The organism is Shewanella sp. 6_MG-2023 (genome assembly GCF_030547195.1).
Lineage (GTDB): Bacteria > Pseudomonadota > Gammaproteobacteria > Enterobacterales > Shewanellaceae > Shewanella.
Genome location: NZ_JAUOQU010000023.1, coordinates 24,517 through 43,102, shown reverse-complemented (window position 1 = coordinate 43,102; position 18,586 = coordinate 24,517). Strand labels below are relative to the sequence as shown.

The following is an 18,586-nucleotide window of genomic DNA, read 5'->3' as shown; positions in this document are numbered from 1 at the left end:
GGTATTATGAGCCAAAGAAGTATTCACACATTATTTAAACCCACTTCCATCGCCGTTATTGGTGCCTCAAATAGTGAAAAGCGCGCGGGGCGCGTGTTGATGAAAAACTTATTGGCCAGCGGCTTTTCAGGGCCCATTATGCCCGTAACCCCTAAATATTCCGCCGTTATGGGCGTATTGGCTTATCCCAATATTGAATCGCTGCCCATTAAACCCGATTTAGCCGTGATATGTACTCGCGCCAGTCGCGTACCTGATATCGTCGAAACATTGGCGCAGTTTGGCTGTAAAATCGCGATAATTATGGCCTCAGGCATGGCTGATGAGTTTGATGAACATGGTGTTAGCCTGTTAACTCAAACGCTGCAAAATGCAAAACGTTACGGCATGCGAATATTGGGATCAAATAGTTTAGGGATGATTATTCCCACCATTGGTCTTAATGCGAGCCTAGCGCATACCGGCGCTAAAAAAGGCAAAATTGCGTTTGTGTCACAATCTGCCGCCATTTGTACTACGGTGCTGGATTGGGCTAATAATAAAGACATCGGCTTTTCATCGTTTATATCTTTAGGTGATGCATCTGATATAAATTTTGATGAATTGCTCGATTATTTAGGTCGTGATAGCCGCACCAGCGCCATTATGCTTTATATTGATTCTATTAGTGAAAAGCGTCATTTTTTATCCGCAGCGCGCGCAGCAGCCCGTAATAAACCCATATTTGTGATTAAATCGGGTCGCAGTGCTGAAGGCGTTAAGGCCGCTATGTTGCACACAGGCGGTAAAGGCGGCAATGATGCCGTCTACGATGCCGCCTTTAAGCGTGGTGGTATGTTGCGGGTGCATGACTTAATTGAACTGTTTGCCGCAGTTGAAAGTTTGGCCCACTCCACGCCATTAAAAGGTGAGCGAGTCGCCATAATCAGTAATGGCGGCGGCCCTGCAGTATTGGCCGCTGATGAACTCATTATTAAAGGCGGTAAACTGGCACAGTTGTCAGATGACACCATCACTCAATTAAATCGCATATTGCCAACAACCTGGTCTGGTCAAAATCCAATAGATATTGTCGGTGATGCTGACAGTAAACGTTATAGCCAAGCACTAACTATATTGATGGATAGCCAAGAAATGGACGCTATTTTAGTGCTGCATTCACCATCAGCATTAGAAGAAAGTGACCAAATCGCCCAGAGTTTAATTGATGTCATCAAGGGCCATCCAAATCGAAACAAGTTAAATATTTTAACCAATTGGAGTGGTGAGGATTCAGCCTACACCGCAAGAAAGCGATTTAGTAAAGCCGGGATTCCGACTTATCGAACCCCTGAAGGCGCAGTAAAAGCCTTTATGCATATGGTCGAATACCGCCGTAATCAAAAACTATTGCAAGAAGTGCCGCAATCTATTCCAGATAATATTCCCACTGACACTAATACAGCGCGGAATTTATTACAAAAAGCCCAAGCCAATAATCGTTTTATTCTCGAAACCCATGAAGCCAGTGACATTTTAAAAGCTTACGGTTTAAATACCATAGATACAGAGTTTGCCAGTAGCGCAGAGCAAGCCGTTAATATCGCCACCAAGTTGGGCTTTCCTGTGGCACTAAAAGTCCAATCCCCTGACTTGATGTACAAATCTGATGTGCACGGTGTGGTACTAAACCTCAATAATGCTGAAGAAGTGTATCAGGCAGCGCTATCCATTACTTCCAGAGTTAAGGACACCAACCCTGACGCTGAAATCAATGGCATGATAGTGCAAAAAATGGCATTAACCGCTGGCGCTCAAGAAGTGCGGGTCTCTGTGATTAATGATCCTGTTTTTGGCCCTGCAATTTGCCTTGGTGAAGGCGGCTCAGAATGGGACCCGACACGTGATGCTGCAGTTGCCCTACCGCCACTTAATATGGCACTGGCGCGCTATATGGTCATTCAGGCGTTGAAGACTCACAAACTTAGAGACAGACATTTACCCCTTGGTTTAGACATGAACGCACTGTGTGTGATGCTAACCCAAATATCGCACCTGATTATCGATTGCCCTGAAATCGCTTCTTTAGACCTTAACCCAGTGCTCGCCGCAGGTGAAACCATTACCCTGCTTGACGTTAACATGAAGCTCAATTGTACAGATATTGATCCCAAAGCGCGCTTAGCGATCATGCCATACCCAAAAGAGTTAGAACAAAAGGCCACCTTGAAAAATGGCTTGAAGGTCATGCTCAGGCCCATTCTTCCTGAGGATGAGCCAAAGCATTTAGCCTTTGATAACTCACTCAGTGATGAAGATCGCTATAAACGCTACTTTGGCGTTCGTTCGAAAATGACCCATGAGGAAATGGCGGTTTTAACACAAATAGATTACGCCAGAGAAATGGCATTTATCGCCACTGCAGAAGATGAAAATGGTGAGGCAATCACCTTAGGTGCGGTGCGAGCATCGACTGATCCTGATAATACAGAAGCAGAATTTGCTATGGCGGTGCGCGGCGACTATCAAGGAATTGGTTTAGGTAAAATGCTATTAGAAAAACTGATTAACTATTATAAAACCACTAATACTCCTGTGTTAGCGGGCTTTACCATGTTTGAAAACCGCAGTATGGCAAACCTCGCCAAAGGGCTTGGCTTTACGGTATCTTTTGATATGGATGAGCACCTGATTAAGATGCATATGGACTTGCCCCAATGTGAAGCTAACCCGCAAGCTAAAGCGGGTATAGACTCTGCCGATAAACATTAGCCTTTAACACAGTTGCGACCTGATGATTTCGCTTGATACAGCATTTCATCAGCGCGACTTAACCAGGTATCACTATCATCTCCAGGGTGGATTTCAGCAGCCCCTATCGATACTGTGATATTGCCTAAATGCTGCTTTTTTTCTTTACCAATGGTGAGCTGCTTATCTGCAATACGATTTTTAATTTGCTCAGCCACCGTTAAGGCATCTTGTAGCTCAGTATTAGGCAATAAAATCACAAACTCTTCACCGCCATAGCGGGCAACGAAATCATTACCTTTTACCGTTTGTTTTAATGCAAAAGCCACAAATGCCAGCACTTTATCGCCAACTAGATGACCATAAGTATCATTGAATTTTTTAAAGAAATCGATATCTATCATTAATAGGCAACAAGGTATATTGCTATGGCTAAACAAACTGACTTGCTCTAAAGCAAACACCTCATAGGCACGGCGATTATTTAACGAGGTTAATTCATCGGTCATTGCCACTTTACTTAAACTGGTCATTTCATCTTTTAAAGTCGTTAATTCATTACCCAGAGAGTCTATGTCGGCTTTCATTAAATCGTTGTTTAATAGCACCTTGTCCACTTCAAAACTAATATTGACGATTAACTCGTTAAGTAATTGTGGACTTGGATTTGACTGCAGTTCCTCGTTTAAAGAATGTAAGCTCGATGAAAAGTCACTAGTACCAGAAGAAAGCTGACTAATCTTACTGTATAAGCTATTGATGAGTAATTTGGTTTCAATTTGAACATTATCATTGACTTCTGGAGACTGCTCTTGAATAAAGTTGTTATAAAGGCCTTGATTGACCGCGGGGGTAAACTCAACTTTATTGGCAATTAAACCATCGATCGCACGTTTTAAGTCTAAATTTGTTTCCGCATAATACTGATACCAAATGGCATAATTTTCTGGGGTAACCGGTATATGCAGCGTGGACATTTTCGGCACTGCCATTCTTAGTATTTGTGCAGAATTTTCTAAACTCGTCTTCAATTTCACGTCCTATGATTTATATAAGTCAATGTAAGCCCAGCAAAGGTAACGCTATACTTAAATGCTAAAAAATTAAATTTAAAAAAATATAACCCTTTTACGCATTTGATACGTTTAAAACAATAACAAGCATAACAATAACATTTTACATAAGAGAAACCATATGAAAATTTTACTAAAAAACCAATTAAATAAACTACCTATGGCAACGTTATTAAGCGTATCGGCGACAGTAATAGTACCCGCTTATGCCACTAGCCCTGTGCCTAACCAATTTAGTCAACCCGCAATGATAACCATGCATAAAAATACTCATGAAAATTATCAGCTAATTGACAATATAAAGATGTTTCCAAAGCCAGCGACTAAGCAAGTGCAACATATACTTGAATTAGCACAGCGTGATGATGAGGCGAGTTATAAAATTGAAATTCAAATTGGCCAAAATAAGCTGGTAGATTGTAATCACCATAGACTAAGTGGCAAATTGGTCGAGCAGAATTTATCAGGCTGGGGATATCCGTTTTATAGCGTCGATAGTATAACGGTAGGGCCAAGTACGATGATGATGTGTAATGAACCTAAAACGGCTAAATTTGTGCCAATGGGACAAAGCTTGAGCATCAATTATGATAGCCGTTTACCAAAAATATTTTACCTACCTGAAGATGCAACGTTAAGATACCGTATTTGGCAAGCTAAAGGTGATTACCACTATTCAAATTAATGTGTGGGACCATGGCTAAACAGCGTTATAACAAAGCGTCAGCAGATAACCCAAATAACCATGGTGCATCTGCTAACGCTGTTTAATATTTAACTGGATCCAAGGTAATAATTTAACAACGTTTAACCCGAACAACCTGCATAATCTCTACGCTAAATCCAGCCACAGTATGCTCTTCAGGGTAATACACTAAACTCACAAGTTGATCCTGCAAGCTCTTATATTTTTTAGTACGCTTAAATTTAAATGCTACATCGTAACCCGCTAACATCAAGGTATGGTAAACCCACTCTTCTTTTTCACGCTGAGTATGGGAAACAACTTTAACCCCTTCAATATGGTTAAGTTTTTCATGCTTTTTAAGTAGTGCATCTACGGCTTTCTTCTTCATATTAACCTGGTCCCATATCTGAGTTATTACCGTTTATGTGATTGATATAATCAACGATGTCTTGATATCGATACTGACTGCAATAACCAAAACCTGACAGTTGCTTTACTTTGTTGCGGGTAAAAATCGGCACACTAATACCTGCTAAAAATTTAGTTTGAACCGCTACAGATATCGGCATAATGCCTTTTGCGTTCATATGAGTGCAAAACTCATTAAGATACTGCTGCAATGACGCTAATTGAGTGATTGGCGCTAATGCCTGTTGCGGCAACAATGCTATCTGCCCACGACAGACACTACAATGACCACAATGACTAGGTGCTTGCTGATCATCAAAATAACGCGCCAATTTAGCAGTAATACACTCAGTTGATTCAAAAAAACTAATAAGCTGATTTAAACGTTTTATCTCTTTGACTTTGTTACTTTGGAAGTAATCAGACAAACTTACAATAAGGTTTGGATTACTTAAAGCATTGATATCAACATTAAACACTTGGGTTATTTTTTTGGTTTCTAACTGGATATATTGTTTGTCTGCTAGGTAGTCTAACGCCGAAACTACCCGTTGCCTGTCTGCACCATATTGCTGATATAAGCTATCGAAATCTAGTTGACCCCATATTTTCTTAAAACGAGTATGCTCAAATATTTGCTGCAGAAACGCTTGGCGCTGGGGATCAAAACTGGCCAGCAACTGCTGTTTATCAATCAAAAATTGATACTTAAACTCAGCAAAATAAGCAAAGCGTGGTTGCACCACGTTGGCTAATTCAAGTTGAACTAACAGGGTTTTTAACGGCAACTGTTTAATGTTACAGCTAGTTGAAATCGCATACTCTTGCATTTCCCAGCGGCCATGTTCAACTTCAGCACTAATATGTTCTATTAAGTTGGTAATCGCTGAGGGTTCTGGCGTATCGCCATAAACAAAGTTTTCAATGGTATTTAAGCCATCTTTGTTAGCTAGCGTAATACAATGAGACAATTGCCCATCTCGGCCTGCACGGCCGATTTCTTGGCTGTAGTTTTCGATAGATTTCGGTAAATCGTAATGAACCACAAAACGGATATTGCTTTTATCTATTCCCATACCAAAGGCAATTGTGGCAACAATTACGTTGATTTGGCCGTCCATAAATTGCTGTTGGATGCGATTTCTGAGCTCTGAATCAAGTCCTGCATGATAAGCGGTGGCTTGAATATTGTTAGCACTTAAAAAAGCCGCGATATCTTCTGCCGTTTTTTGCAAGGTCACGTAGATAATCCCAGCACCTGTGCATTGCGATACTGTGTTGACTAATTCCAATTGCTTAGCGGCTTCAACAACAGGTTTGATACTGATATCTAAATTACTGCGATAAAAACCCGTTTGTACCACTTGCTCAGGCAAAATAGCAAAACGGTTGGCCATATCCAGCTTTACCTTTTCAGTGGCTGTGGCGGTTAATAACAACACTTGGGCAATACTAAATTGCTGCACATAAGATGGGATTTTTAAATAATCAGGCCTGAAGTTATGGCCCCATTCAGAGATACAATGAGCTTCATCAACGACTAATAATGAAATATCAATACTGCTAAGAAACTGCCTAAAACGTTCATTTTTAAAACGCTCAACTGACACCATTAAAATTTTTGTATGCCCGCGGCGAACATCACGCATAACCTGCTGTGTTTGCTCAAAGGTTAAGCTTGAATCTATGCTGGCGGCATTTATTCCCTTAGCATTTAAAAAAGCGATTTGATCTTTCATTAACGCAAGCAATGGCGATACCACTAAGGTGACATTAGCCAGTTGTAAGGCGCTAAATTGATAGCACAGTGATTTACCTGAGCCTGTAGGAAAAATGGCTAAAGAAGATGCTCCTGACAAAATATGTTTAATTACATCAATTTGCCCTTCTCTAAACTGATTAAATCCAAATTGCTGCTCGAGCTTTTGAATTAAATCTGCGTTGTCATGTAGTAATGGCGAAGGACTATCAAACGATGGAGTTTGCATACTGGAGCCTAGATTGATGATTAAAGCGAAGGCAATTATACGCTAACACGAATAAAATTGAAACTCTGAAGCTTATAAAACAATAACTTATAAAATACTTACCCTAGGTGAACACGGCTTTATTCATCAAAAGAATAAACAGTAATATCGGAGCATAAAGTTGAAATAAACAAGGTCGGTTAGCCTTTACGTGATAGGTATTGATTGATTAACAAGGTTAATTTGTCTTCGAAGGTTTCTTGAGCTTGCTCTAAATCATCGCCAAAGCGAACCATAAATTTAGTGGCTTGCTCACGAGATAACATGTTATTGGCTAGACAGTACGCCATTTCATCGAGTTGTTTGTTGTAACGTGGCTCTAAAAACCATTGGCATGTTGCAGTATCAAGGCTTGCCAGCATTTGCTGTGCTAAATCACAAAATATTTGTATGTGCTCCATACCATCGGGGCCCAAACAACCGGGCTCTAGACGATATAACACAATCAACTTACTTTCTAACATAGAGTAACACTCGCATCCGCTGCTTTTATGATGGTATTTAAACGCTATTTAGCCGCTGCGTTTAGCATTGCTTGTTCAAACTGCTGAATATAACTTTCAATCGGAATGATATCTTCTTTTAAACGACGATTTCTACCCAGTAACGACGACTCAACAAATAAATTAAACCACGAGCTCAATGCTTTGGAGTTTAATGGCTCGTCGATGGCTTCAAGAGCCAGAGCTGCCACTTCAGCAGTTGATAGCTGAAAATCATGGCTGCCTTTTCTTAATTCGTAATTAGCTAAGGTTTCAGGACTAAAAGAAAACAATGGCAATCTATGTAAATAAGGGCTTTTACGAAACATTTTGATCGCTTGACGCCAGCTACCATCTAATAAAATTAACAGCGGTATTTTACCAGTGGCGGCATTGTCACATTGACTAGGATGACTAACCACCATTTGCCCTTCTTGGGCATACTGCTCAGGAAATATCAGCATTGGCTGATATTTGGGGTCGTTGATCGCTTCAATCATTTGTTTATTGGGCTCAGTACGAGACCATAAATAAGCGCTAGTATTAGGGACTAAATCAGCAATTAAACGGCCACTGTTGGTTGGCTTTAGCACTTCATCATCATACATGACTAGCATGAAGTGGGCTTCAGTATTGATATATTGTCTATGTTGACAGGTACAGAAAATTTTTCCTAATAAACACCACTGGCAGCGAATGAGTTTTTTCCCTCTGGCAGCAAATGGTTTAGTTGAAATAGATTTTCGGTATTGATACAAACGATGAACTGCGTGTTGCTGCTCAGGAGGTAACGCCAACATGGGATTATTCTCGGTTACACGTTATAGTTTATAACGTTCAAAAAAATTCATCACCCAATTGGGTGATGAAGTTACTATAGAATTCTTTTTAGTAAAAGGTCAGCTTTTAAGCGCTTTATCCTGGTCATAATCTTTTTCACAGGAGCCGGATACTTTTGCACGGTTTCAATTTGACTATAATGGAACAGTTTTTCGGTATGCTGCAGAATAAATTCTTGTTCCGCCTCAAAACTTTGCTTCCACACACCACTGTCATCATGCAATAACAAACCATTTTCTAAATCCAACGCCCACGCTCTTGGGTTTAAATTAGAACCAGTGATGAGATGCTTTTTGCCATCAGCACTAATCCCTTTTAAATGATAACTATTGATACCGTCTTTCCATAAGTGGATCCGTAACTGACCGTTTTCAATCGCCCATTGCTGACGTTTTACAAACTTACGTAAGGTTTGTTCGTACATGTAAGGCAATGCACCAATGGTAGAAAAATCTTTCTCTGGTGGGATATAAAAATCATTGGCGGTTTTATCACCCACCACGATATCAATACTCTTTCCATTACGTAAATGACGCGTCAACGCTCTCACTAAAGAGTTTGGTGGGTTAAAATACGGCGTACAGATAAACAGTGACTCGGTTGATTCATCAACCAATTTTATCACCACTTCGTTTAACTTATTCTTCTTGCGGCCTAAGCCTACAAGCGGCGTAACACGATTGCCAATACGGGTACTTTCAAACTGATAATCTGAACGTGATAAGCGAGTTTTAAAGGTGCGCATGTCATTTTTATCAGGGCATTTTTCGTCGCTGCTGTCTTGAGTCAACGGACAAACAGCCGGATCGCTAATTAGATGTTGCTCAATGAACTCACCCATACTGCGAGCAAGCTCAGCAGATTCCAGCACATGATAACGATCAAAACGGTACTTATCGTTTTGTTTAAAGTAAATGTTATTAATGCTAGCGCCGCTGAATATTACTGCATCATCAATGATGAAGCCTTTAAGGTGTAATACCCCTAAAAACTCGCGAGACTTAACTGGTACACCTAAGATGTCAAAAGGTGCCTTCGCAGCAGCCATGGCTTTGCGGTACATGATGTAATTACCACTATCACCTTTATGGCCAATTAGGCCACGCCTAGCTCTATGGTAGTCCACTAGGACAACTATTTTTAACTCTGGGTTAGCAGCTTTAGCTGCAAGTAACGCCTCAAGAACTTCTCGGCCCGCTTCATCATCTTCTAAATAAAGCGCAGCAATATATATCGCATTCGTAGCATTCGCGATGCGAGTTAACAATTCTTGTTTAAATTGAACCGGGGTTAATAACCACTTTAACGATTCATTTTGTAATGCGATACCACCAAGCTTATCCAGCAAGGCAACCTCCTTGAACTTAAACAGTTAAATGCTATTAACGTCGATATAAATTGACTAGGTAAGTATTTATCGTTTGTTTCTAATTTTGAATAATAAATACTGTCACTTAAAATTTATACTTTGTCATCGTTTTAACTGAATAACAAAAAATATTAGGAGATAGAAATTACCGACTTAGCGGCTTATGAGCAAGGCTTTTCTGATGTTATAGCCCTATTTGATGGGTTTATGAGGCTCAAGTGAACGATTTTGGATCAAACTTTTAAAGTGATTGTTAAGGCCTGTGGAAAAAACAACCTACGCTATCTTGTTTGAATAAATAAAAATCAATCATGTTGAGCAAAAAACAAACACAAAAACTGACGCTAAGGTCTAACATCAATTTTTATCGCTTCATCACTGTAATAATCCGTTAGATCACGTATTTTAGAGAGACTCAAACTTTTACTACTGGCTAGTTATGTATTTACTAATACGTATATTAATTGTTTCTTTATTTAGCTTACCTGTGTGGGCCGATGAATACTTAGCCAATGTGATGCAACATATTGCGCCTCCTCAATCACAACTGGCTATAAACATATGGGATATTGAAAAAAACAGCAGTGTTTACAGCATTAATGAGCAGACATTAATGCAACCCGCGAGCATCCAAAAGCTACTTACTGCCGTTGCAGCTACAAAGCAATTAGGTACTGATTTTTATTATGAAACCCAAGTATATATTGATGGAGTTGTAGTACAGCAGCAACTCAATGGTGATGTGTATATTAAATTTAGTGGTGATCCTAGCTTTACTCGTGAACAACTAAAACAACTACTCACCACACTTAAAACTAATGATATACAACATATAAATGGCAATGTGATCTTAGTATCACCGACCAGTGAAAGTCTTAGAGCACCTGGCTGGGTATGGGATGACCTCGGTATTTGTTACGCAGCGCCAGTGTCCGATTTTATTATTGATAAAAACTGTGTCAGAGCAAGCCTAAGTCCACTAGCAGATAACGCATCTGAAATCATAATAGATGCACAATACCCAGTTGAAATCAGCACCAAGGCGGTTTTTAAACCTAATATAGACGTTACTCAAGCTAAGGCGCAATTTTGCGAGTTACACATGCAACGCTTTGACGGCAATCGCTATCGAATTTCAGGTTGTTACCCAGGCAATCAAACTATAAGTTTAGCCGTTGCTGTTAATGATCCGTCTCGCTATGCCAAAGATGTGGTCAAAGCCATACTCAATGACAAGCAAGTCAATTACGCTAATTTGATCATAAGTAAGCAAAGCATCCCGCCTAGCGCGCAGTTGTTAGCCACGCATCAGTCTGAAAAGTTACCCAAATTATTAAAGATCATGCTGGAAAAGTCAGATAATTTAATTGCCGATAGCTTATTAAAAAACATTGGCCAAGATTTTTACCGGCAAACGTTTAACAGCGATAACATAGAGGGTCTTGATATTAACGGCTTTACTATGGGCGCTAAAGCATTACAATCGATTTTAATCGAATTGAACTTACCATTTAATGATGCCAATCTCGTTGATGGCTCAGGCTTGTCTCGTTATAACTTACTGACTTCAGCACAAATGTTATCTGTGCTGCAACTCATCGACAGCGATACACGTTTTCAATACCTAACTGAGTTTTTACCTATATCTGGTAAAAGCGGCACCTTAAAATACCAACAACATTTCAATAAACCGCCTTTGAAAGCGGCAATATCAGCAAAAACAGGCACCATGCTAGGGGTTGAAAACTTAGCGGGATTTATTCAGGCAAAAAATGGTAAACACTATGCCTTTGTGATTATAGAAAATGGACTCACTCCTGATGCAAAACAAACAAGACTAGCCCCTTTTAGCGCGCTATTACTGCGAAGATTATATGATTTACAGCCATAAAAAAGCGCATTGTAAACTATGCGCTTTAACTCTCTTTCTCAAGCAGAAAATTGAACCAATTGGTGTTTAAAATAACTCTGCTGGCATAACCATTATTGCATCATCACCTTGACTGACTTGAGCAATATGAAAATCTGCTTTTGGCAAAATTTTATCCATATAGAATTTAGCCACATAACGCTTTTGCTCACTAAAGCTGCTGTCATCATGACCAACTGCACGCTCTGCCATGAGTAATGAGTAATAGCCATATAGGATATAACCAAAGGCATCTAAGAAATCTACCGCACTGGCGTTGATTAATGCTGCTTGAGTAAGCTTGTTGTCATTGATGTAGTTTGCTAATGTCAGCAAATTATCAAAGCGTGAACTGATAGCTTTTCTGTCAGCTTCAGAAACATGCTCAAAGCGCGCTAAATCAGCATTGATATCTGCCACAAACGCATTCAAAGTAGCAAGGTTATCACCAGTGACTTTACGGCCTAAGAAATCAATTGCTTGGATACCGTTCGTACCTTCATAAATTTGTGCAATACGGGTATCACGCACAAACTGCTCAATACCAGTTTCACGAATATAACCATGCCCACCAAATACTTGTTGCGCCATGATAGTGGCGTCTAATCCGCGGTCAGTTAGAAACGCTTTTGAAACCGGTGTCAGTAAGCCCACATACTTGGCTGCTTTTGCCTGAACATCACCTTCAGCATGCTTTGCTAAATCCAATTGTTTACCGGTAAATACTGATAACGCACGGCCAGCATCGGTAACCGACTTGATGGTTAATAACATGCGGCGCACATCGCCATGAACAATAATGGGGTCAGCCGCACTGCCTGTTGGCGAACCACCTGCTGCAATACCTTGCACACGTTCTTTAGCATAATCAGCAGCCATCTGATAAGCGCCTTGAGCACTACCAAGGCCTTGGATACCAATAGCTAAACGTTCGTAGTTCATCATGGTAAACATGCAAACCAGGCCGCGATCAGGACGTCCAACGAGGAAGCCTTTGGCACCATCATAGTTCATTACACACGTCGCTGATGCTTTTAAGCCCATTTTGTGTTCAATAGAGCCGACCGTCACACCATTAGCCCCACCTAAGCTACCATCATCGTTAACCGTGATTTTTGGTACTAGAAATAATGAAATACCTTTAGAGTTAGGAAGTTTCGCTAACACTAAGTGGATAACGTTTTCAGTAAGATCATGGTCACCACCTGTGATGAAAATTTTGCTACCAGTAATCGAGTAACTACCATCATCTTGTGGTTCGGCTTTGGTGCGAATATTGCGTAAATCAGAACCTGCTTGCGGCTCTGTCATGTCCATGGCACCAGACCACTGACCTGAATACAAGTTAGGTAAATATTTAGCTTTTAATTCATCTGTCGCGTGTGCATTAATACACAGCGCAGCACCAGCAGTTAATGAGCTATACAGGGTAAATGAGTTACATGCGCTGTAATTCATTTCATCAACCAAAACACCTAACATTTTTGGCATTCCCATGCCACCAAAATCAGGTTCGCCACATAAACCTACCCAACCGCCTTCTGAAAACTGCTGGTAAACTTCTTTAAAGCCATCTGGTGTGATGACCTTATCATCTTGGTGCCTAACCCCTTGCTCATCACCACTTCTATTTATAGGATGAATCAAATCACGACTAATCTTGCTTGCTTCATCTAAAATAGCAACAGCAGTGTCCATATCAACCATCTCAGCGATATTTGGCATCGACTGCCAAGTATTCGTCGCATCGAATACGTTTTCTAACAAAAACTGCATGTCCTTTAAAGGGGCTTGGTAAGGGTTCATAGAATGCTCTTAAACAGATAATTAAAACAGTTGTTTCAATTTATACAAAAACCACACTAAATACAAGATGAATCTAGTATTGTTATTGATTAATTTCTAGTGATAGAACAAATATAAAAGCATATTAAATACTGATAAATAAGTAACTTAGTATAAAGAACGCCTACAAAGAGTACAATTTATAGGCAAAGATTTGGATCTTACAAATAAGCGATTTAATTATTAAGCTTGCGCTCAAAGGCTGCGCCTAATAAAGCAAAATAATCGATCATCGCTGAGAATATTTGCGATCTGTGCTGCGCTGCTGGATACATCAATTGTGTCGCCAAATCCTTTTTTAATGTACCAGAGACTAAGTAATTGTTTTGTATATCACTACAAGCTTCAATCGCCGATTCAAATGCCCGTGCCATCAGTTCTGTGGGCTTAGAAAAATAATAATAGCCTTGCTGCTTATCAAGTTTGATTGCATTAGTGACATACTCACTGGGCTGTTCGCCATCATCAGACAACAACACCACTTTAAACAAAGCAGATAAATTGTCATTAAGCTTATGAGACTTTAATAGTGAATCATTTAGCCACAAGTCACTGGCGCATTGATATTTTTTAAATGAAAACCGGGGTGATACATCAAAAGCCTTATCGACAATATAATGATCAAATGCATGCCAAAACTCATGGGCTAAAGCCCCCGCGCCCGCATTTTTAGCAAGAGCTAACTCGTGAGTTAGCGGAGAATAATGGGCCTGCACACCTTTTTGACCACCACGACCGAATAACAAATTTAGCGTTTTACGAAGGCCAATAAGCTCTGTGGGTACTTGCAGTATTTGCGATAAATCTGCCATTGAATCAAATACTAAATTAGCGGCAAGATCAGATTCTTCTTTGGTTACCCATTTACCCACACTGATATGATTGAGGCCAAAACACTGTTTGATATCAATAAAATTAGCTTGTTCACCAGAGCGGTAATCGGCTCCATTTCGAAAATAGCGGGCTGTTTTTAACAAACATCACCTCAAAATTTATTCTACAGCTATGTAAATATCTGCAATAAAAAATGCCTCTTCATGAGGCATTTATGTCTGTTTTATCCCAAGCATTAGCTTGGGTTAAAAAACCTTACCACATTAAATCATCAGGAATAGCGTAATCAGCATAAGGATCGTTTTCTTCACTGGCCTGTTCAACTTGATTATCAGCAGATTCTTGCCATAAATACCCACACCACTCAGGTACCAACAAGTTAACTCGTTCAGCAAGTTTATGGGGCACAATATAACTTTTGTCTTCAAAACGCACGATACCAACAACACCCGTTTGTAATTGGCCTTGTAGTTTTTCATCCACATAAACAGATAAAATTTTATTCTCAACTGTAAAGTTAAATTTTATCTCGCCGCCTGCAGGTGCTTTAATCGCAAACTTAGTAAATTCAGTGATTAAACCACGTACCTGACCTTTTTCTGACGCTTCAGCAAAGCGCTGCTCGTTTAAGGCTTTGTCCTTCGCTGCTTGTTCAAGTTTTTGCTGGGCAATTTGTTGCTTTAACGCTGCACTGCCATCATCAATTTTCGCTTTCTTTTGTTTACGCTTTTGTGTTTTCACATCGCGCGCTTTTTGCTTACTGGCAAGTCCTGCTTTTAGCAGCTGCTCTTGTAATGCGTTTGCCATTTAAATCACCTATAAAAATTGTTCATATTACTGTGGTAAATGTTTTGCTAATGCATCCATTGCAGCGCCTGCGCCACCTAAAGACCAACCGCCATCGACGGGCAAAATGGTGCCTGTGATGTAGCTGGCCATGTCAGAAGCTAAAAATAACGCTGCATTGGCAATATCTTGTTTTTGACCATTGCGCTTTAATGGCACACTGTCTGCTATCATTGATTTTAAAGCTTTACTGGGCGCTAAGCGATCAAAACCTTCTGTCTCTTCGATTGGGCCAGGTACAATCGAGTTTACCCGTATCCCTTCAACGCCCCACTCCATTGCTAAAGTGCGAGTTAACATATCAACGCCGGCTTTAGCAGCGCATACGTGCACTTGCAAAGCCATTGGCACGTAAGCCTGAGGTGCAGAGATTTGTATCACGCTCGCATTGCCTTTAGTCAACAAAGGGTAAGCTTGCTTAATGACTTGAAAGCTACCTAATAAATCAATATCCATCACTGATTTAAAACCATTAACGGAGAGATCTTTTGCCCTTGAAGGGAAATTACCCGCAGCGCCGCTGATGAGTATATCAATAGTGTTATATTGATCAGCGATGCTATTGAAACCAGATGCAACTGCGTCTGAATCTCTGACATCAAAACTGACCCCAATATGCTTACCTTTGGGATTGGTTTGCTGCAGTAAAGCTAGCGCAGTATTGACTTTATCCATGTTACGACTGGCAACAGCCACATTGGCCCCCACTTTAGCAAAAGCACACGCTATACCTAAATTGATACCACTGGTGCCACCTACAACAACGACATTCTTTCCTTGATAATTAAACATTTTATGCTCCTGCATGTGTGTTATTAATCAGTTTAAAAGTTGCGCTGCTATAGGCTAGTGCTGGCGAAAATGTTCGCTATTAACTGCTATTTAAGCGAGTTAACGATTGCCTGTAACGACGCTAATGGATCTGTCGCTTTAGTAATGGGTCTACCGATTACTAAATAATCTGAACCAGCCGCAATTGCTTTTGGTGGCGTCATAACACGGTGCTGATCACCAACATCAGCGCCAACGGGGCGAATGCCGGGAGTGACTAAATTAAAGGCTCCGCCAAATGTTTGTTTTAGCATAGTTGCTTCTTGAGCTGAGCACACTACACCATCTAGGCCTGCTTGCTGTGTTAACGCTGCTAGGCGTTTAACATGTTCTGAAGCTGGCACATTGATCCCTAATAGCGCGAGGTCTTCATCACTCATAGAAGTCAGCACTGTCACGGCGATTAATAATGGCGCATCTTTACCATAATTCCCTAATGCCGTTTTAGCAGCTTGCATCATGGCTAAACCGCCGCTTGCATGGACATTGGTCATCCAAACACCGAGATCGGCAGCTGCTGATACCGCTTTAGCCACAGTGTTAGGGATATCATGGAATTTTAAATCCAGAAATAAATCAAAATCACGGTCATGGATATCTTTAACCAGTTGTGGGCCGAATAAAGTAAACATCTCTTTGCCTACTTTTAAACGACACATAGTAGGATCAAGTTTATCGATTAAAGCAAGCGCCTCATTTTTATTGTCATAATCTAAGGCCACTACAATCGGTTTATCTGCCATGTTCACTCCAGTAATATAAAAAATCAGTTATTCGCCATCTAGCCCTTTTACGCGTTTTATACTTCCCCACTCTTTACATGATGGACAATGCCAGTAAAGGCTGTGTGCAGGGAAACCGCATGAGCTACAACGATAACTAGGACGAAATTTAATTTGTTGTTCTACTAACTTTTCAAGCATTGAAAGACTTTGTTTCGCTTGGCCATCTTCAGCTTGCTTGATATGCAATTGCATTAAATGTTGGAAACCTTTCATTGTTGGATGTCGATACAAATGATCGAGCACCATTTTTTCGGCATTTTCACTAAAGCCTTGCTGAATTTTATGCTGAGCTAACGCAATAATTACTGACGCGCTAGCGCCTTCTTGTAAAGCTTGCTGAAGCAAGGCTTGGTAACCTTCAAGATCGTTACTGTCGCGGTAGACTTGCTTAGCAATACCAATGGCATCAGCAAATAACTCTATATCGGCAAGTTTTAACTCGACTAAGCTTTTTTTACATAGGCTTACTTGGTTAGCATCAAGATATATCTTCGCTAGCGTTAACCAGGCACGGCCACATTTATCATCTAATTTAATGGCTTGTTGGAGATATTTGATTTTTTCAGCGTTTCCAGATTCATCATCAGCGAGTTGACAATAAAAATGAGCGGTTACATGTTTTAAAACTTGCTGGCGTTTGCGACTTAGGCGTTTAGTAATATTAATGGCGTTTTGCCATTCTTTAGTGACTTGATAAATTGATATTAATGCAGTTTCAGCTTCTTCGCTGTGATCATCTTGACTAACAAGATTAATAAAGATTTCTTCAGCTCTATCGTAAAAGCCGGCGGCTAAATAGTCTTTACCTAACTCCATCATGGCAATATCGCGTTGCTCTGTGGTCAGGCTTGGTCTAGCGATGAGGTTTTGATGTATTCTAATGGAGCGGTCTACTTCACCGCGCTTTCTAAATAATGAACCTAAAGATAAATGGGTATCTATGGTTTCATCGTCAACATCTAGCATGGTAATGAACAAATCAACCGCTTTATCTGATTCATTAGACAACAAAAAATTAAGCCCTGTAAAATAATCACGGCTTAGTTTTTTACTTTGTTGTTTTTGATTCTGTCTTATACTTCTTCGACCCATATACCAGCCATAGCCGGCCGCGATAGGTAATAACAGAAAGAGGATTTCAAGCATATTACGCTACAGTATCCTGTGACATTGGTTGAGATTGTTGTTCTAACAGTTGCTCTGTTAATTGGGCAATTTGCTTTTTGTTTTTTCTTAATATGATTTTGAATTTTAAAATATAATAAGCAGCAAATAACCAGCTTATGACAAAACCACTGAAAAAAACAATAGCGAGTACGACGGGTAAACGATACTGACCTTCTGCAATAAAATAACTTACAGTGACAATTTGTTCATTCTTAGCACCAAAAAGTAAAGCTAGGACAAAGAATAAACCAACAATAACAATGGCAATAAATGATTTCACGTGAGTCTCCATTCAACGTCGCAATATAATTGATTATCCAAGATATTTGCTAAAGTAACCAGCTTTGCAGTGCAATAGATACAAAAAAGCCTCCAAAAGGAGGCTTTTTAATCAAGCGTTAATTAAACATTAACCGCATCGACACGTTCACGCAGTTCTTTGCCTGGCTTAAAGTGCGGTACATATTTGCCTTCCAAGTCAACTGAGGTTCCAGTTTTTGGATTACGACCAACACGTGGTGCACGATAATGAAGAGAAAAACTACCAAAGCCACGGATTTCAATACGATCCCCGCCTTCTAATGTTGTTGCCATTTGCTCCAACATTTCTTTAATAGCACTTTCCACTTCTTTAGCCGACAACTGCGACTGCCCAGTGGCAAGCTTTTCGATCAGTTCGGATTTAGTCATCCTTTACCCTCTATAATCAAGCCAAAACAGTCGCCTAATGGGGAGCGAACTCCCCAAACAAC

General features: G+C 40.2%; 17 protein-coding genes. 3 read left to right on the top strand and 14 right to left on the bottom strand.

The genetic code is table 11. From position 1 onward, the window contains the following. The first annotated feature begins 6 nt into the window (after positions 1-6). Positions 7-2,751 carry a bifunctional acetate--CoA ligase family protein/GNAT family N-acetyltransferase gene (locus Q4533_RS13875; RefSeq protein WP_102439838.1) on the top strand — a complete coding sequence of 915 codons (2,745 nt, stop codon included), beginning with the start codon at positions 7-9 and terminating at the stop codon, positions 2,749-2,751. Here the strand turns inward: Q4533_RS13875 and Q4533_RS13870 are convergent. Next, on the bottom strand, positions 2,748-3,722 hold the full coding sequence (locus Q4533_RS13870; protein ID WP_303502964.1) for a GGDEF domain-containing protein: 975 nt from the start codon (positions 3,720-3,722) through the stop codon (positions 2,748-2,750). The two genes, Q4533_RS13875 and Q4533_RS13870, sit on opposite strands and share 4 nt — an antisense overlap. A gap of 202 nt (positions 3,723-3,924) precedes the next feature. Here Q4533_RS13870 and eco point away from each other — a divergent pair, with 202 nt between their 5' ends. Then, the gene (gene eco, locus Q4533_RS13865) at positions 3,925-4,488 is read left to right on the top strand and encodes a serine protease inhibitor ecotin (RefSeq protein ID WP_102439837.1); all 564 of its coding nucleotides are present in this window, start codon (positions 3,925-3,927) and stop codon (positions 4,486-4,488) included. A gap of 112 nt (positions 4,489-4,600) precedes the next feature. Here the strand turns inward: eco and Q4533_RS13860 are convergent, their stop codons facing one another. From Q4533_RS13860 to pssA, 5 genes are all read right to left on the bottom strand, one after another. Continuing rightward, entirely contained in the window at positions 4,601-4,879 is a 279-nt protein-coding gene (locus Q4533_RS13860; RefSeq protein WP_102439836.1) for a hypothetical protein, read from the bottom strand. A 1-nt stretch (position 4,880) separates the two neighbouring features. Beyond that, entirely contained in the window at positions 4,881-6,887 is a 2,007-nt protein-coding gene (locus tag Q4533_RS13855; RefSeq protein WP_303502943.1) for an ATP-dependent DNA helicase RecQ, read from the bottom strand. Positions 6,888-7,066: 179 nt separating this feature from the next. Then, entirely contained in the window at positions 7,067-7,390 is a 324-nt protein-coding gene (locus tag Q4533_RS13850; RefSeq protein WP_102439834.1) for a hypothetical protein, read from the bottom strand. Between the two features lie 44 nt (positions 7,391-7,434). After that, complete coding sequence (locus tag Q4533_RS13845; RefSeq protein WP_303502963.1) at positions 7,435-8,205, bottom strand: tRNA-uridine aminocarboxypropyltransferase; 771 nt, start codon at positions 8,203-8,205, stop codon at positions 7,435-7,437. A 77-nt stretch (positions 8,206-8,282) separates the two neighbouring features. Beyond that, positions 8,283-9,596, bottom strand: a complete 1,314-nt coding sequence (pssA, locus tag Q4533_RS13840) for a CDP-diacylglycerol--serine O-phosphatidyltransferase (protein WP_102439833.1) — start codon at positions 9,594-9,596, stop codon at positions 8,283-8,285. Between the two features lie 460 nt (positions 9,597-10,056). Here pssA and dacB point away from each other — a divergent pair, with 460 nt between their 5' ends. After that, positions 10,057-11,508 (top strand): D-alanyl-D-alanine carboxypeptidase/D-alanyl-D-alanine-endopeptidase, encoded by a 1,452-nt coding sequence (gene dacB / locus Q4533_RS13835; protein WP_303502942.1) that lies wholly within the window; start codon positions 10,057-10,059, stop codon positions 11,506-11,508. 66 nt (positions 11,509-11,574) lie between these two features. Here dacB and Q4533_RS13830 read toward each other — a convergent pair whose 3' ends face one another. The 8 genes from Q4533_RS13830 to ihfB all read right to left on the bottom strand — a co-directional run bounded on the left by Q4533_RS13830 (position 11,575) and on the right by ihfB (position 18,524). Continuing rightward, entirely contained in the window at positions 11,575-13,332 is a 1,758-nt protein-coding gene (locus Q4533_RS13830) for an acyl-CoA dehydrogenase family protein (RefSeq protein WP_303502941.1), read from the bottom strand. A 215-nt stretch (positions 13,333-13,547) separates the two neighbouring features. Further along, complete coding sequence (locus tag Q4533_RS13825) at positions 13,548-14,348, bottom strand: CLCA_X family protein (RefSeq protein ID WP_303502940.1); 801 nt, start codon at positions 14,346-14,348, stop codon at positions 13,548-13,550. Positions 14,349-14,460: 112 nt separating this feature from the next. Then, on the bottom strand, positions 14,461-15,012 hold the full coding sequence (locus tag Q4533_RS13820) for a DUF2058 domain-containing protein (RefSeq protein ID WP_102439829.1): 552 nt from the start codon (positions 15,010-15,012) through the stop codon (positions 14,461-14,463). Positions 15,013-15,039: 27 nt separating this feature from the next. Then, positions 15,040-15,843, bottom strand: a complete 804-nt coding sequence (locus Q4533_RS13815; protein ID WP_102439828.1) for an SDR family oxidoreductase — start codon at positions 15,841-15,843, stop codon at positions 15,040-15,042. An 86-nt stretch (positions 15,844-15,929) separates the two neighbouring features. Continuing rightward, on the bottom strand, positions 15,930-16,625 hold the full coding sequence (gene pyrF / locus Q4533_RS13810; RefSeq protein ID WP_102519898.1) for an orotidine-5'-phosphate decarboxylase: 696 nt from the start codon (positions 16,623-16,625) through the stop codon (positions 15,930-15,932). A 27-nt stretch (positions 16,626-16,652) separates the two neighbouring features. Then, complete coding sequence (gene lapB, locus Q4533_RS13805) at positions 16,653-17,813, bottom strand: lipopolysaccharide assembly protein LapB (RefSeq protein ID WP_303502939.1); 1,161 nt, start codon at positions 17,811-17,813, stop codon at positions 16,653-16,655. Position 17,814: 1 nt separating this feature from the next. Continuing rightward, positions 17,815-18,114 carry a LapA family protein gene (locus tag Q4533_RS13800; RefSeq protein ID WP_303502938.1) on the bottom strand — a complete coding sequence of 100 codons (300 nt, stop codon included), beginning with the start codon at positions 18,112-18,114 and terminating at the stop codon, positions 17,815-17,817. Positions 18,115-18,236: 122 nt separating this feature from the next. After that, on the bottom strand, positions 18,237-18,524 hold the full coding sequence (gene ihfB / locus Q4533_RS13795) for an integration host factor subunit beta (protein ID WP_076536501.1): 288 nt from the start codon (positions 18,522-18,524) through the stop codon (positions 18,237-18,239). Positions 18,525-18,586: the final 62 nt, after the last annotated feature.

Bases quoted from the DNA above. Each gene is read 5' to 3' on its own strand.
- Q4533_RS13870 (WP_303502964.1), bottom strand. From the start codon at position 3,722: ATGGCAGTGCCGAAAATGTCCACGCTGCATATACCGGTTACCCCAGAA.
- Q4533_RS13820 (WP_102439829.1), bottom strand. From the start codon at position 15,012: ATGGCAAACGCATTACAAGAGCAGCTGCTAAAAGCAGGACTTGCCAGT.
- eco (WP_102439837.1), top strand. From the start codon at position 3,925: ATGAAAATTTTACTAAAAAACCAATTAAATAAACTACCTATGGCAACG.
- Q4533_RS13830 (WP_303502941.1), bottom strand. From the start codon at position 13,332: ATGAACCCTTACCAAGCCCCTTTAAAGGACATGCAGTTTTTGTTAGAA.
- Q4533_RS13860 (WP_102439836.1), bottom strand. From the start codon at position 4,879: ATGAAGAAGAAAGCCGTAGATGCACTACTTAAAAAGCATGAAAAACTT.
- lapB (WP_303502939.1), bottom strand. From the start codon at position 17,813: ATGCTTGAAATCCTCTTTCTGTTATTACCTATCGCGGCCGGCTATGGC.
- Q4533_RS13875 (WP_102439838.1), top strand. From the start codon at position 7: ATGAGCCAAAGAAGTATTCACACATTATTTAAACCCACTTCCATCGCC.
- pyrF (WP_102519898.1), bottom strand. From the start codon at position 16,625: ATGGCAGATAAACCGATTGTAGTGGCCTTAGATTATGACAATAAAAAT.
- Q4533_RS13815 (WP_102439828.1), bottom strand. From the start codon at position 15,843: ATGTTTAATTATCAAGGAAAGAATGTCGTTGTTGTAGGTGGCACCAGT.
- dacB (WP_303502942.1), top strand. From the start codon at position 10,057: ATGTATTTACTAATACGTATATTAATTGTTTCTTTATTTAGCTTACCT.
- Q4533_RS13855 (WP_303502943.1), bottom strand. From the start codon at position 6,887: ATGCAAACTCCATCGTTTGATAGTCCTTCGCCATTACTACATGACAAC.
- Q4533_RS13850 (WP_102439834.1), bottom strand. From the start codon at position 7,390: ATGTTAGAAAGTAAGTTGATTGTGTTATATCGTCTAGAGCCCGGTTGT.
- ihfB (WP_076536501.1), bottom strand. From the start codon at position 18,524: ATGACTAAATCCGAACTGATCGAAAAGCTTGCCACTGGGCAGTCGCAG.